A 14238-nucleotide genomic window follows, 5' to 3' on the forward strand; every position below is an offset into this window, starting at 1 on the left:
TCGCAATCCGGAGGCTCGCAGAAGTTTTCGTTGAGGTTGCGCCCTTATCTGGCGATCTTCGCAACCGCCCGTCGCCAAAGACAGACAGCCACGAGTATCGACACGGCTGAAGTCCCGGCTATCGACAAGGGCAAAATCCGAGCTTCCGTAAACACTAGAAGCAGGGCTGCGAAACACGTGCCAAATATCGCTGAGGAGAACAGTGCTCCTGCGAACATCACGTTCAACATACTGCCCTCCGTGATCCAAAGACGCTCAACTTGAACCGGCTCACACCGCGAGGGCGCCGGCCACCGAACCGTCGCTAGACGGGTGGAAAGTAAAGCGACGCTCCTTAGCTCGGTCAGCTGTCTGTTACGGTCATGTCACGCGCCGGCAATTGCTTGAGATCTAGCAACTGCTCGGCACACGCGTCGGCGGCATTGACTACGGGTTCATCGATCCCGCCAACGTTTGTCCATCCACCATCCTTTATGTATCCCTCTCGTGCCCAAGATGACTTGTCACGGAGCACCTTGAGATTTTCCTCGGCGTTCGAAGCCGTTGTGAAGTTGTGCACACAGATATCAGCGATCAAATCTGCGCGGGCATCACGGACAGCGATAGCAGTTTTGGTTCGGGCACTTCCGGCGGTTGTCCAACCACCCCAAGCAAAGCCGACCACCATTGTCAGCGCGGACGCGCCAACCAAAGACCAGAACCACGCGGTCTTCGTGGGCCGGTACCCCGCCCAGCCGCTTTTTTCCGAGTTGGTCATGATGTTAATCTCCTACCATTTATATCATATCATGATATAACCTGCGGTGTAGAAGATCAAATCACTCACAATCACATGCGGGTTATTGCCGGGTCCGTCTCCTTTCATGGGCCACCCTATTGGCATGATCCATAGATTGCTGTCGCGGGAAGGGTATCACCAAAACCTCGACGCTCATGGCCGCTATTAGACGAAAACACACGGCGCCGAACTGTTGCTGGAATATGCCGACGAATAGTTCCTCGGGCTTTGCCCCAAGCTTCTGCAAAAAAAGGCCCGCGGTCGCGGCATCTGCCGGCTGTGCTTGGCTTCTTGTTCTGGTTGTCCGTATCGAGAGAGTGGTACGCCTTGGCTGCCGGTCCCACTATGCCGGAATTCGTGCTCGCATAGTCTGGAACTCACCAAAGCGTGGCCAATTTTGTGTCGCTATCTCTTGCTGGCTCCCTCAGGGAGGGAGACAAGGTCAGTTCTGAGCTCGGCCAGCACCCGAGAAGGAACGGAAGAGCGATGATCGTCTATAGTGCAGTCACCGATAGCTCTCGCGCGTACGCAGGGCGACGGTCGCTAGCCTGACCGATCGTGACAACGGTTCCTCCTGAAGCCGAACCAACGATGCTTGATTCATCCCGTACTCTTTGTGTTACCCTCGGACGGTACCCGGTCACCGGGTTTAATGATGGGCGTGCTTCCTGCCGGTGGCGCCGGCTCCACGAGTTCACCGTCTCCAACGGAAGGCGGGGAGAGTACACCGTTGCAAGGCGCCAACAGCTGAGTTCTGTTCTCAGATCGCTCTGCTTCAGTGCCGGCACGGTCCGAGACTGCGGGAGCTTCACATCGCTCACCGCTGGCGACCGACGCCTCAGACGAGGCCATAACAGCGAAGAGGGCTGTGGCTGTGAGAAATCCGGCATTCAATGAGTAACGAAGGGCGTTTTTCAGCTTGGAATTCATGGCTTCACCTCGTGGTAGGCCTCCGCATACCGCGCGGAGGCCTTTTCTCTGATAGCGAATAAATGACTACTTCTGTTCACTGCGCACGTCTTCGAAAGCCGGCGCATCCTCGAGCTGTTGGCGGCTAACATTGAGAATAATACGGTCTGGCAAGCCGTCTTCGCCAATCTGAACCGTGTTTGCCGCGGTCTGGGTATCAGTGGCTTCTCGTGCCGCTGCATTGTTATTATTCGCCGTTGTGCCTGCGACCGGTGGCGCGGTTCCCGTAGCCGCTCCACTGTTGGTGGATGCGGTTGTTTCGTTCGATACGGTGTTCGAGCGTCGTGAAGCGGCGTTCGCTTCGACCAGTGTATCTCCTCGCCCCAGCTGAAGTGCGCTCATGTTTACGGCAACGTCTTTCTCGCCGATGCCGAGGAATCCACCAACCCCGATCACGACCGCGTTGACGCTGCCATTCTGGCTGATCAATACGTCGTTGATCTCGCCGATGTTCTCGCCTTCCGATCCGTAGACCGACTTGCCTTCCAGATCGCTTACCCGCCATGCGCCAGAGGAGGGAACTGTCACGAAAAGGTTATCCCTATCTGCCATCGAGGATTGCCCCATGGGCCGCGCGTCGTTCAGGCCGCCTCGAGCATTGTTCTGGTTAGTCATCTTTGCATCCGCGGGCGTTGGCGCGGCCGGACTCGCTTGAGCCAGTGCAGCCATCGGAATCGCCGCGGAAATAAGGATCGCCGAAATCAATCGTTTCGTCATCATGGTCTCCATCATTATTAATCAACGCACCGCGGATATAGACGGCACACGGGAGCAACTATGTCATGCTGTGATAGTTCCTCTAACGATCGCAACAGAATGTGACTGAGAATTGTGTTGCTGTTACCCTCAACACCTCCGTGTTCCGCGACGTCGGGTTGTGTCTCCGCAGACCGTCCAATTTTCGGAGAAAGTGAAGCGTGTTAGCGCGTTCCCGCCGGAGGCGTCGGCGGCGTTCGAGGCTGATTTTCTTATTTAAAAATCACGCTTAGGGTGCCATCGCTTTCCAGGATAAGTGACCGTACTTCGCCAACGTCTTCGCCTCCGGCTGCACGAATAGCGCTATCGAGCTCGCCCTTGGTTATCCGCTCGCGTTGCATCGCTCGCTTGCACAGCTCCCCGTCAAGGACCAGAAGCGATGGCTCGGATCGAATTGCCTCTGCAAATCGTACTGACCGGACAGATAGGAACGTCACCGCAAACTGCAAAAGGATCAAAAGCGCCAGGGCGGTCACTCCTTCTGCCAAAGCGATGTTTTTTTGGAGGATGATGGCCGACAGGGTTGAGCCAAGGGCAACCGTAACGACAAGGTCGAAAGCATTCAGCTTGGCGAGTGTCCGTTTTCCGGAGATCCGCAGGAAGAGGACAAGAGCGGCATACGCTAGCGATCCAACGATGATCGTTCTCACAATCCCTGACAAGTTCTGAAAAAGCATATTCTGCCAGTCCATGACATCCCTCCGAGATAAAGATATTGGACCTCCGCGAGAGTGCGGTGTTGGTTCGTTCAAGGAAATCGAACGAGTACCGCTGTTAATCTAGCGTTCCCTAAGAGGTCGCCTGCCATCGCGGAGACGACGCATTAGCTGAGATTTGTCGGCTACGACACGGTGATTTGCCTGAATTTCATCGTCACGGAAAGCTCGTTGAGTATTGCAATCAAAGTGATAAGCCTCCAGTAGCCTTTCCTGCTCAAGGGTTGGCTTTTCCCGCGAGTGCTGCTTTCCGCAAACGAATTTTATCCTGGTCTATGGTCAATGCAGCCTCTGCTCTCGCAAGCGCCTCACGTGAATGTCGCTTGGCATTTTCCCGATATTCGCGGTCTTTAAATTTCGAAAGAATCGTAAGAGCCTTCTGAAGGCGGAGACTGACCTCGACGAGACCGGCACCGTCGCGCGCAATCGGGGTGAACAAATCATCAAAAAGATCGGCGATATCGATAGGCGTTACGTAAAGGCGAGGATGGCTAATCTCGTTGTCGGCCCCGTCGTTTCCCGCCCATATCGCGAGAATCCGGATAGCGCGGGATATCACATCGATAGCCGTCCCAGGGTCATTAATCGCCGGCGACAAAGCACGAGACGCGATCTCGGACAGAACCGACGCACCGAAGCGGGGATCCTGATCGAAGGACCGGGTGTCGCCGATCGAGAAGCATGCCGCAATACGCCCTGTTATATCCTCATCGATCTCACGGTTGACCCATGCGATCGGTTCAGAGGGTGCCGCGAGCTTGCCGGGGATTGTAAGAATAGCGATTTCGAGATTGGCTTCCTCGGCGATATCAGACAAGGCTGCGGCGTCGAGGTGTTGGACATAACCGACTTTCGCTACAAAAATCGGATGGTTTGGCTTGCCGATCCGATGCCTGAATGCCGGCAGAGGATGGCCGCCGAGATACCGATCGGCTTTGTAGGTCTGTATTGCCTTAACGGTCGCCTCCTCCACGCGCTGCGTGGTTTCGGTGACCCGTCCAAGACGCGACAGGTGATCGATCCACCGAAGCAGGGTGATGACAATCAAGCCGATGACGAGGATCGTAACGACGAAAAGGACTATCCGCCCCTGCTCTCCATAAGCACCTGTCGTCAGCGCAACGATCCCAACAAGGCTGAATAAAAACGAACCGATAAACGTGGCAAGAACGTTCTGTGTGGTGCTGTCTTCCATCACCAGCTTCGTCGCCCTGGGGGTCACGTTTGTCGTTGCAGCCGAGTAGGCGGAGACCATGGTGCTGAGGGAAAACGTTGTCACCGTAAGCATGCTCGATGCGATGATGCCCAATATGTTATCGACGGCATCGGCGCCAATCTTTGCAGACAGCCCGATAGGAATATAGGGTGCGGCGACGATCGCCACCAACGCCGTTGCGACCGCCGCCAGGGAAAACAGCGTCGCTCGAAACCAGATGCGCCGACCTACCTTCGATATCAGCCAGACCCACCGTGATTGCATGCGTTTGCCCCCTCTTTAGAAGGAGCAGATAGGGGCCTTTCACGGCGTGGCAACCGCGTCCCCTGCTGGCGATCTCGGCAAGTTGAATGGTAGAAGGTTCCGCTATATCATACCATGATAGAAAATTGCCTTTTCAACGAGGCGCTCCCGGTGCGCACATAGGCGCAACGGACAGGAGAAGGTTGAAATGCTCAGACGATTTTCGAATGCAGTTCGAGCGGTTGCCCGAGGTATCGACGATGCGTTCGGCTGGCTTGTTCTTTGGTGGCCGCTTGTTCCATTAATCGTTTGTGGAGCATCGACAATGATAGCAATCTTCAGCGACAGCCCACCCTCTTTCGGGCTGAGGTTTGCCGCCGGCATCGTCACCTCGCTGATTTATATCCTGGGCGTTTGCGGAAGCTTGGTCAGTCTCTTTTTCTTTACCGGCCTTTCATGGAAAATGTTCTCCTCGCCAGCGTCGAAGAGTTGGTGGAACTCCAACCCGAGAAACGGATTTGCGGGCATTTTTTGGTTGCTTGGAAGCGTCATGACCGGGCTATGGATTGTCCCGCTTGCGCTGGCAACCGCGCAGATTCCGGTCGTCCAAGATCAGATTCTACCGTTCTAGCGTTGTGGGAGCGCGGCGTTACTCCAGTTCCCCTAAGTCATGAAGTTTCGACAGTGACTCCACTAGCATTGCTTGGTTCGCCAGCAGTCCATTGACATGGATCCGGGCCAACGCCTCCAGAACCCTCTCACCTTCCGACGTCAGCGTAATCAGAACACTTCTTTTGTCAGTCTGCGATGGCATTCTTCCCACAAGTCCTGCCAGGGTCAATCTATCGACCATCTGGACGGCGCCGTGGGGCTGCATCAACATCTGCTCGGAGAGCTTCCGCATCATCACCCGGCTGCCCTTGGCGGTCTTGATGACCAGCATTGCCTGATATTGTTGTGAGGTGACATCAGCCTGGGCAAGAGCCTCGTTGCTGTGCGCTAAGAACCGGCGCATCGCCAGCCTAAACCCGGCCAGACCTTCATAAAGGCCGGCAGGCAGCTTTGTTTTCGACTTCCTTTTGTCTGCCAAGCCCATCCAAAAATCCTTTCATTACGTCATGCCGTGATATAAGATTAAGCGTCCGCTGGGAGGACGGTTCGCGTTCGCGCCGATAAGACGGTATAGGACGCGATTCACGCTGCGGCGCGCGCGAACCATAGAACGTCCTATTGGCGGCCAAAAGGGGGCGTGCAGCAGAATGGGTGGCGGAATTTTGCGGTTTGATCATGATCTCGGCTTTGATGCGAAAGATGTTGCCGCCCTATTTGGATTGTCTGGAGATGAATTTCGACGGTATGTCGGTATGGGCCTTATAAGGATCACAGCGCCAGAAGAGCCGAAATCTGAGGAGGCTCTCACCGCCTGGGAAATCCAGATGGGTAACAAGGTGATCGCAGCCTGGTTTTACAGTAGAAGGCTCACCCGACACGAAATTCGGTTCGCGCGGGGAAAGAAGTCGGGCTTGATGAAATGCGTTCACGATAAGGACCGTTAGAACCGCAAGAAGACGGGAGAATGGGATGACGGGGAAAACTGATCGAAACCAAATTTTCAACGAGTTGGAAGCGCAACTGCTCGAGCTCATAGGTCACGGACATCCAGATCGACGCATTGGCGTGTTCCATTGCGGCGAGAATCTTGTGGTCGCGCCGTTCACTTGGGGTGAACTCTGCTCGCTGACAAAAATGGCGGACGATGTAATGGCTGACGCTTAGCAGCGCTCGTATCAGCGGGGGTAATCGACAGCGCCAGGCAACCGACGCGAATGTTTCGCTGGATCAGGCGCCGCAAGCCCGCCACTGTATTTTTCATCACCAGACAAGGCAAAGGCCTTCTTTCCTGCGAAGACGCATAGGCAGGATTTCGCGAGGCGCATCAGGCTTGATCCTCTTCCTCGACGACCATGAAATTCACGACGCGGACGTAGTTGCCTTCTCTCAACTCGATGACCCTATCATGGTCCAACGAAAATAACCCTCTGACGATTTCCTCCTGGCCAAATCCTTCCGCGGTCAATGATGTCGTGACATGTGCAACCGGGGACGCGTTACCGACCGAAGATAATCCAGAATTGCTGCCCTTGTCTGTTCACGTCGGTCCGACGCTTACCAACAACGTCAGTATGTAGGCTGGCTCGCTGACTTTTGGACTGGCGACCTTGGGAGGAGGAGACGCAGAAGCGCCCGTCGGGGATCGTGAAAGCAACAAGAGCATCAGGATGGTCGTTCCAACAGACCTTCGAAGCGAAGTCGTTCTTGTTCTACAGCGCTGACGGTCCGATCTCTCGTACGAGTGCCGCCTCCACATCGGACCGACAACCATCATTCTCGAACTGGAACCAAGAGGCCGCGACCTGGCCTCTTCCCGTTGGAGTTTATGGGGCCACCGATCGTGTTTTCGAAATCGAACACGACCCGCCGAGGCCTCTGGCCGTCGCGCTGCATAAGATAGACGACCTGGCATCTATCCCGCCTTGCGGTGACAGACAAAAGCTGGCCGGGCGTTTCGGTGACAACACGCTGGGCGAGCGTCGCACATCCAGAAGGTTGTTCCGCGAGTGATGAATGACCTGTAATGCCTACTACCGAGACACAAAAACCGGCGTAGAGCATACGTCTGTAAATCAACATCGACGCTCCTCCTCAGTGCAGTCTGCGCACTGTCTGAAACTCATTCCGATCGACAAGCGCTTCGCAAACAACTTCAATCATCAGACGCGCAGCACCGGCAACCGGCGGGGAGAGCGGCTTGCCTTGACGCGCAGCCTTGGCGGTTGCTCTATGGAGCAGCCACGGCGGCACGATGGCGCTGTTTGATGCGATGAACATCGCCTACGAAGAACGAGAGAAGCGCGGCATCATTACAGGCTCAACCTGATTGCGTTGGTTTTTACCGTCTGCGGGATCGGTGGTGCAAGTGTGCTGATCGGCCTCGTTGCTGTTTTGCCGCTTATCCTGACATTCCTGTGGCTTGATGCTTGGAGCGGAATTTGCTCTGGTCCTGAGATGGCCTGTCCTCCTGGTCATCGTCGTGACGGCTATCAGTGCGATATATCAATTTGGACCGAGCCGGGAGCTGGCACAATTACGATGGATAACCTGGGGCACCGGATTCTCCACGCCGGCCTGGCTCAGAATGTCGATGGGGTTTTCGCTCTACCTTACGAACTTTGCGGACTATAATATACCCATGGTGCACTTGGCGCTTTGATCGGTTTTCTGAGCTGGACCTGGCTGTCGATCGTCATCCTGATCGTGGGCGCTGAACTGAATGCGGAGCTGGAGCATCAGACGACCATCGATACGACAACCGGAAAACCCCAGCCAATGGGAAGCCGGGGAGCGTATGCGGCTGACACATCGGTGAGGCAGCCGAGTAGAAGATCACCCGCAATAAAAAGGACCTGCGGCTTGCGCCAAGCGGGTCCAGGAGAACCGCCCGCGACCGGCCGGCGGCGATTTCTCCAGATATGGAACGTGAACCATCAATGGAGGAACTTGGCGACCATCTCATCCTCGGTCTCGTTTCCGCGGCATTCATCGATCAAACGGCCCGCGATATAACGCCCTTCCCCGCTCAACGGATCAATGCCCCTGCGAGCGCAGATCACTTTGACGGCATGCGTGAGCGTGAGCACCTGTTCCCTGGTATAGATCGTCGTCTCGGACATGGCTTGCCTCCTTGAACGTATAAGCTCTCTGACCTAGGGCTCGACGTCGTTTGGGCAAGCTGTTGAGACTTGCTCGTAACGGGCCGCATGAAGCTTTGAAAAAGTTCGCGAACCTTGCCATCTGGGGCCATCGCCCCACATCGCAAACGTAACGGGCCTTGTACAGCCTGACTTGCGTCATCTGAATGACGTTGCTGCGCCAAGGCACAGCCTGGCCAGCTGCAAGAAACCACTTGTTCTCAAGGATGTCATGCTCTTCTATCGATTCCCCGCCCGCTTGTTGATCACCCTTGCATTGGTATTTCTCCCGACAGTCGTCCGGGCGCAGTCGGCACCAGCCGAGACCAGCAAACCGTCGAGCAGCGTCAATGACCTGATCAGGATCCTCGAAGAGGACGACGCCCGCAACGCGCTTTTGGCCAGGCTGAAAAGTGAAGCGGCCGAACAACGGGGGGGCGAGCCCGCGGCAACCGACCTGACGATCGCCAGGCAGATTGCTGAACAGACACGGGCGGTTGCGGAGCAGATCGTGGCTGGCAGCGAAGCGATCTGGAGCGGCGTGACAGCTGTGTCCTTGATGTTCTCGGGTTCGAGCACGCTCGATTATGGCGCGCTGCGGACGCTTGTCCTCAATGTCATTTTCGTTGGCGCCGGCGTCTTTGCCTCCTTCTTCATACTGCGCATCCTTGCTCATTTCGTACAGAAGGCCCTGGATCGTCGTGCGATGCGACGGCACTGGTCGGTGCGGTTGATCCTCGTGTCGGTTTCCCTCGCCGCCGACATGATGACGGTCGCTCTTGCGTGGAGCGCTGGCTACTTGATCGCCCTGCAGGTCGTCGGCGGCGCGACTGGGCGCATGGACATTAACCAGACGCTTCTTTTGAACGCCTTCTTGATGGTGGAGATGCTGAAAGTCGTGATGCGCCTCATGCTACAGCCCCGCTTTCCCGGTCTGCGCCTCTTGCCGATTTCCGACACGACCGCCTCGTACTGGTATTTCTGGCTCGCCCGGGCAGTCTCCCTGCTCGTTTACACATTCATGTTCGCTGCGCCGGTCATCGCAACCAACCTGTCGGAAGCCGCCGCCCAGGCTATTCGTGTGCTTGTCATGCTGACCGCACTTGTCATAGCCATCGTCGTCATCCTGCAGAATCGCGATCGCGTGCGTCATGCCTTGTCGTCGCGCGCTGCGAGAGGTCGGGCTGACTTTATCGCTCGCACGGGCGCCTTCCTGGCGGGTATCTGGCATCTGATAGCAATTGCCTATCTCATTGCCATTTTCGTTGTATGGCTGGTTAATCCGGCGATCGCTTTGCCCTTCATGGTCGCCGCTACCATGAAATCCATCATCGCCATCGTGGTGGGCGGCCTGGTGATCGCCTTCATCGGTCGTTTTGCAAACGCGGGTTTACGCTTGCCGGATGATGTGCGCGCGCGTTTGCCCGCGCTCGAGGGCAGGCTGCAGGCATTTGTGCCTCGCGTCATGCAGATCATTCGCGTCGTGGTAACCATCGCAGTGCTTGTCGCGATAGCCCAGGCGTGGGGTCTGATTGACTTCCTCGGCTGGCTGTCGTCGGACGCAGGTCAGCGCTTCAGCGGGTCGGTATTTGCCGCTCTCGTCATTCTGCTCCTTGGCTTCGTCGCCTATCTCGCGATGTCGTCCTGGGTCGAATATCGTCTCAATCCGGAATTTGGATCAATTCCAACAAGCCGGGAAAAGACGCTGCTCTCGCTTTTCCGAAACGCCTTTACCATTGCTCTGGTGGTTTTTGTCCTGATGCTCGCACTGGCGCAGATCGGGGTTAACATTGCCCCGCTCCTGGCGGGTGCCGGTGTTCTCGGTCTGGCGATCGGTTTTGGTGCCCAGAAACTGGTGCAAGACATCATCACCGGCGTCTTCATCCAGCTCGAAAACATCATGAACGAAGGTGACGTTGTCAGTCTTGGCGGCGTCGGCGGCGTCGTCGAAAAGCTGACGATCCGTTCCGTTTCCATCCGCTCGCTGGACGGCACGCTGCACCTCATCCCCTTCTCCTCCGTCGACACCGTTTCCAACATGGTCAAGGGATTCAGTTACCACGTCGCCGAAATCGGCGTCGCCTATCGTGAAAACATCGCGGAGGTGAAGGAGGCCATGCAGGAGGCCTTCGACCTCCTCATGCAAACCGAGTGGAGCGAGAAGATCATCGACAAGCTCGACATGCAGGGGATCACCGCGTTCGGCGACAGTGCGATCACCGTGCGGGCCCGCATCAAGACGGTAGCAGGTGGTCACTGGGGCACCGGACGGGCCTACAACGAGTTCATCAAGGAGGTATTCGACCGACGGGGCATAGAGATCCCGTTCCCGCATGTCACCCTCTACATGGGCGAGGACAAGAGCGGCAAGGCGCCGCCGCTCAGGCTCGAAAGAGGACCACGAGGATCTGATGCCGAGGAAGCCAGGGACGGAAAGCGTCTTTTGGTGTGAGGTCCGCCCGCGGTTGAACTATGCGGTCTGTTGGCATCCAGCTTTTCCAACTCGTTGCGGTGTCATCACAAGGTCCACGCCGCGCCGAAATCTGGCTGTCAGCGATCACGCTAGAGGCTCTCCCGATAGCCTCACCTGCACCGCGCAGCTTCAGCGAGGGCGGCCGTCAGTCCCGAGAGGGAATAGCTGTAGCTGGTTTGCGTACCCCTGCGCGATACGGCACGCAGCATCAACGTGTGGCCCTTCTTCATCGCGTTGATCATCGCGATGTCATCGTCAGGCGCCCTGGTCCAGCCGGATTTTTCCTTCACCATCATTGCGAAGCTTCTGCTATCGATCGTCGCCGTCAGCTCCGATCCGGGCCGAAGATCATAGCCCATGGTCGTTTGGGGATAATATCCTCTGCCCGAGGGACCCGGCGACACAAGGAAGTAGTTGGCGCCGTGATCGACACCTGTGGGAAGCATTTGTTGCGGTGAACTCAAAACGTAGCACTGCCTCTTGCCAGAGGATGAGTACGAGTAGACACCCCAAGCGTCGAACGACTTTATCATCTTGGGCGTCGCGCCAGATTGCGCGTTGGCGGGAGCCAAAGACAAGCCAAAAAGAACGCAAGCAATAACGACAGAGAACGTGTTCGACGTCTCATCTCCAAAAACGATCCAGATGGAATGAAGCCACAATAGGCTCGGGAATTCCGTCGCCTTATATCACATCATGACATAAATCCAGTTTGAAAGGGGCTGGCCGCTTTCAATCAACAGCCGAGAAGCATGTGCAATGACAAAGGCTCGCCTCGTGGATAGGGAGTGGTGGGTTTGATTAAAGATTGTCCATGAGGAAACTGACCGTGTTTTCGCACGTTAAGCTCCGCATTCTCATGAGGATAGGTTCATGAACAAGCCAGTGGAAGATCCAGAATCAGAAGGTCCCGCCGGAGGATGGGGCTCGCTCAAATCCATCGCCCGCATTTACGGAGAAAGTTCAGCGGAAATTTCTGCGTTCGAGACTCTGAAACGTCAGAACAAGCCGGGCGGGTTCATGTGTGTGTCTTGTGCCTGGCCCAAGCCGGCCAATTATCATCCGTTCGAGTTCTGCGAGAATGGCGCGAAGGCAACGCTTTGGGAATCGACGTCGGCGCGTTGCATGCCGGATTTCTGGAACGACCACACTGTCCGGCAATTGCGCGACTGGAAGGATCATGATCTCGAGATGACAGGACGCCTCACGCATCCGATGCGTTATGACGACGAGAGCGACCGGTATGTCGAGGTAAGTTGGGACGAGGCATTCTCCGGTATCAGCGGTGCCCTCAAAAAACTAGATCCGAAAAGCGTCGTTTTCTATTCCTCAGGGCACGCGGGACTGGAAGCCTCTTATCTCTATGCTCTGCTTGCAAGGCTCTACGGCAACAACAACCTCCCCCAAAGCTCAAATATGTGTCACGAGACGACCTCGGTCGGCCTCACCAAGGTGATTGGCTCGCCAGTCGGCACCGTTCTGTGGGACGATCTCGAAAAGACCGACTGTCTGTTCTTCTTCGGTCAAAATCCGGGCAGCAACAGCCCGCGGTTCCTGCACCCCTTGCAGGAGGCAAAGCAGCGCGGTGCTAAAATCGTCACGTTCAACCCTGTGATCGAGCAAGGTCTCGTAAGTTTCGTCAATCCGCAGAGCCCCAGACAGATGCTGACCGGTGAGGAGACCGTTATTTCCGATCTATATCTACAGGTGCAGAGCGGCGGCGACGTCGCGGCGATCCTTGGCCTTTGCAAAGTCGTTGTCGAGGCCGACGACCAGGCAGAAGCTGCAGGCGCAAAACGGGTTATCGATATCGAGTTTATTGCGCAGCACACGACCGGAATCGATCAGTTCATGGACTGTGTGCGAAACACCTCCTGGGTCGATATCGAACGAGAAAGTGGTCTTCCGGAAGACGAGATTCGAAGGGCTGGCCAGATCTACGTGGACGCCGAAAGGGTGATCGGCGTCTATGGAATGGGCCTCACACAGCACTCGCAGGGCGCGCTGAATATCGCCATGTTGGTGAACCTTCTGTTGCTGAGGGGCAATATAGGTCGGGAAGGCGCCGGCGTCTGTCCGGTGCGTGGACATTCCAACGTCCAAGGCCAGCGGACAGTCGGCATAGCTGAAAAGACCAAGCTCGTGCCCATGCACAAGCTGAAAGAGCTATTCGATTTCGACCCGCCGACCGATGACGGTACGCATATCGTCGATGCCGTCAAAGGATTGATGAAAGGCGATATCAAGGCCTTCGTCTCGCTTGGCGGCAACCTCGTGCGAGCGGTTCCGGATCAGAAGGACATGGAGCGCGCCTGGGCGAACCAGGAACTGACCGTGATGATCTCGACCAAACTCAACAGGAGCCACCTGTTTCCCGGCAAACTGGCTTATATCCTGCCGTGTTTGTCGCGATCGGAGATTGACGAACAGGCAACCGGCAACCAGTACATCTCGATCGAGGACAGTTTTTCTCACATCCACGGCTCGATCGGGAAGAGAACGCCTGCGTCCGACCATTTGAAAAGTGAGCTTGCCATTATTGCTGGCATCGCCAAAGCAACGCTTCCGGCAAATCAAAGGGTCCGTTGGGACGACTGGACCGGTGATTATGGGCTTGTCCGCGACCTGATCGAAAAGACCTATCCAGCAGATTTCACGGACTACAACACGCGCCTCAACAAACCTGGTGGATTCTATCGCGGTAACGCTGCACATGAACGCATCTGGAAGACGCCGGAAAATCGGGCCGTGTTTACAACGCCGAAACAGTTGAATGCTCTGTCCTTCAATGACCGACTCGGCCGTTACCGCCTTCTTACCCTGCGGTCAAACGACCAGTTCAACACGACGATCTACGGGTATTCGGACCGTTTCCGCGGTGTTGAAGGGACACGCGACGTGGTCTTGATGTGCGATGAAGATATCGAGGGCGCCGGCTTACAGGTTGGGCAAAAGGTTCGTCTCGTAAGCGATTTCGACGACGGGAAACGGCGTGAACTTGGTGGCCTTACCGTCAGGTCGCACACGCTGCCGAGGGGGACGATCTGTTCGTATTACCCGGAATGTAACGTTCTTAATGCCATCGAGCACCACGACGAGCTTTCGAAGACACCGGCTTCTAAATCGATTCCGGTCCGGATCGAGCGCGACGAATAACGATGATATCGACCCTGCTTCCATCGTCGAAGTGGGAAATATCGGCCGACGCTGTCATATGCATGGACATTGAAGTGGTCCGGAACTTTCATCAGGCCGCCCGCTTTTCATCAAGCATCGGCAGTTTGCATCGACGCGTGGTCGTCTGAAGGGCATAAAATATCATTGTTTGAACTTTCAGC

General features: G+C 56.1%; 12 protein-coding genes and 1 pseudogene. 6 read left to right on the plus strand and 7 right to left on the minus strand.

The features are described 5' to 3' along the window. Nucleotides 1-343: 343 nt before the first annotated feature. From ACSQ8R_RS31100 to ACSQ8R_RS31115, 4 genes are all read right to left on the minus strand, one after another. Nucleotides 344-757 carry a hypothetical protein gene (locus ACSQ8R_RS31100; protein ID WP_436257155.1) on the minus strand — a complete coding sequence of 138 codons (414 nt, stop codon included), beginning with the start codon at nucleotides 755-757 and terminating at the stop codon, nucleotides 344-346. Between the two features lie 1017 nt (nucleotides 758-1774). Continuing rightward, nucleotides 1775-2467: a PRC-barrel domain-containing protein gene (locus ACSQ8R_RS31105; RefSeq protein ID WP_436257156.1), complete on the minus strand. Its 693-nt coding sequence runs from the start codon at nucleotides 2465-2467 to the stop codon at nucleotides 1775-1777. 248 nt (nucleotides 2468-2715) lie between these two features. Beyond that, nucleotides 2716-3195 (minus strand): DUF421 domain-containing protein, encoded by a 480-nt coding sequence (locus tag ACSQ8R_RS31110; RefSeq protein ID WP_436257157.1) that lies wholly within the window; start codon nucleotides 3193-3195, stop codon nucleotides 2716-2718. A 241-nt stretch (nucleotides 3196-3436) separates the two neighbouring features. After that, on the minus strand, nucleotides 3437-4699 hold the full coding sequence (locus ACSQ8R_RS31115) for a DUF2254 domain-containing protein (RefSeq protein WP_436257158.1): 1263 nt from the start codon (nucleotides 4697-4699) through the stop codon (nucleotides 3437-3439). Between the two features lie 187 nt (nucleotides 4700-4886). On the opposite strand from ACSQ8R_RS31115, the gene ACSQ8R_RS31120 reads away from it, so the two are divergent. After that, nucleotides 4887-5309, plus strand: a complete 423-nt coding sequence (locus ACSQ8R_RS31120) for a hypothetical protein (RefSeq protein ID WP_436257159.1) — start codon at nucleotides 4887-4889, stop codon at nucleotides 5307-5309. Between the two features lie 18 nt (nucleotides 5310-5327). Here the strand turns inward: ACSQ8R_RS31120 and ACSQ8R_RS31125 are convergent, their stop codons facing one another. Beyond that, nucleotides 5328-5774, minus strand: coding sequence for a MarR family winged helix-turn-helix transcriptional regulator (locus ACSQ8R_RS31125; protein ID WP_436257160.1), 447 nt, complete (start codon nucleotides 5772-5774; stop codon nucleotides 5328-5330). 163 nt (nucleotides 5775-5937) lie between these two features. Here ACSQ8R_RS31125 and ACSQ8R_RS31130 point away from each other — a divergent pair, with 163 nt between their 5' ends. The 3 genes and pseudogenes from ACSQ8R_RS31130 to ACSQ8R_RS31140 form a co-directional block, all read left to right on the plus strand. Next, nucleotides 5938-6234 carry a hypothetical protein gene (locus tag ACSQ8R_RS31130; RefSeq protein ID WP_436257161.1) on the plus strand — a complete coding sequence of 99 codons (297 nt, stop codon included), beginning with the start codon at nucleotides 5938-5940 and terminating at the stop codon, nucleotides 6232-6234. Nucleotides 6235-6259: 25 nt separating this feature from the next. After that, entirely contained in the window at nucleotides 6260-6454 is a 195-nt protein-coding gene (locus tag ACSQ8R_RS31135) for a hypothetical protein (RefSeq protein WP_436257162.1), read from the plus strand. A gap of 1051 nt (nucleotides 6455-7505) precedes the next feature. Continuing rightward, nucleotides 7506-8098, plus strand: a pseudogene (locus ACSQ8R_RS31140) (YihY/virulence factor BrkB family protein); the annotation flags it as partial. Between the two features lie 125 nt (nucleotides 8099-8223). Here the strand turns inward: ACSQ8R_RS31140 and ACSQ8R_RS31145 are convergent. Continuing rightward, the gene (locus ACSQ8R_RS31145; protein WP_436257344.1) at nucleotides 8224-8409 is read right to left on the minus strand and encodes a hypothetical protein; all 186 of its coding nucleotides are present in this window, start codon (nucleotides 8407-8409) and stop codon (nucleotides 8224-8226) included. A gap of 250 nt (nucleotides 8410-8659) precedes the next feature. On the opposite strand from ACSQ8R_RS31145, the gene ACSQ8R_RS31150 reads away from it, so the two are divergent. Beyond that, nucleotides 8660-10879 (plus strand): mechanosensitive ion channel domain-containing protein, encoded by a 2220-nt coding sequence (locus ACSQ8R_RS31150; RefSeq protein WP_436257163.1) that lies wholly within the window; start codon nucleotides 8660-8662, stop codon nucleotides 10877-10879. 131 nt (nucleotides 10880-11010) lie between these two features. On the opposite strand, the gene ACSQ8R_RS31155 is transcribed toward ACSQ8R_RS31150, so the two are convergent. Continuing rightward, the gene (locus tag ACSQ8R_RS31155; RefSeq protein WP_436257334.1) at nucleotides 11011-11433 is read right to left on the minus strand and encodes an invasion associated locus B family protein; all 423 of its coding nucleotides are present in this window, start codon (nucleotides 11431-11433) and stop codon (nucleotides 11011-11013) included. Between the two features lie 340 nt (nucleotides 11434-11773). Between ACSQ8R_RS31155 and ACSQ8R_RS31160 the strand changes: the two genes are divergently transcribed. Further along, nucleotides 11774-14056 (plus strand): FdhF/YdeP family oxidoreductase, encoded by a 2283-nt coding sequence (locus ACSQ8R_RS31160; protein WP_436257164.1) that lies wholly within the window; start codon nucleotides 11774-11776, stop codon nucleotides 14054-14056. The last annotated feature ends 182 nt before the right edge of the window (nucleotides 14057-14238 follow it).

This window comes from Neorhizobium sp. LjRoot104 (genome assembly GCF_964253725.1).
In the GTDB taxonomy this organism is placed as follows: domain Bacteria; phylum Pseudomonadota; class Alphaproteobacteria; order Rhizobiales; family Rhizobiaceae; genus Neorhizobium.